This window comes from Parachitinimonas caeni, assembly GCF_030129945.1.
Taxonomy (GTDB): domain Bacteria; phylum Pseudomonadota; class Gammaproteobacteria; order Burkholderiales; family Chitinimonadaceae; genus Parachitinimonas; species Parachitinimonas caeni.
This window is the reverse complement of record NZ_JARRAF010000260.1, coordinates 1-267: the sequence shown is the minus strand read 5'-3', so window position 1 is coordinate 267 and position 267 is coordinate 1. Positions and strand designations below refer to the sequence as shown.

The 267-nt window shown below is 71.5% G+C and carries 1 protein-coding gene; it reads right to left on the bottom strand.

Annotated features, from left to right (window positions below):
• A partial coding sequence (locus PZA18_RS25860; RefSeq protein WP_284103513.1) for a hypothetical protein occupies positions 1-267 on the bottom strand: 267 nt, incomplete at both ends.

Below are 267 nucleotides of genomic sequence, written 5' to 3'. Positions count from 1 at the left end.
GGTCCAGCCGATACAGCTGGGCAGCCGCGCCGGCAGGCAGCTGGCCGGCCAGGGTCTGGTTCGGGATCAGCGGCAGGGCCTGTGCCTGCCCGAGCAGGCGCAGGCGGTAGCGACCGGTCTGGTCGGCCTGTGCATCCAGAGTCAGTCGGTAGCGCCCTGCCCGCAAGGCCAGCAGCCGGTCTTCGCCAGACAGCGGGCCGCTGGCCAGGGTGTGTTCGCCCTGGCTCAGCTGCCAGTGCAGCTCGGGGGTGGCCAGGCTGTCAATCA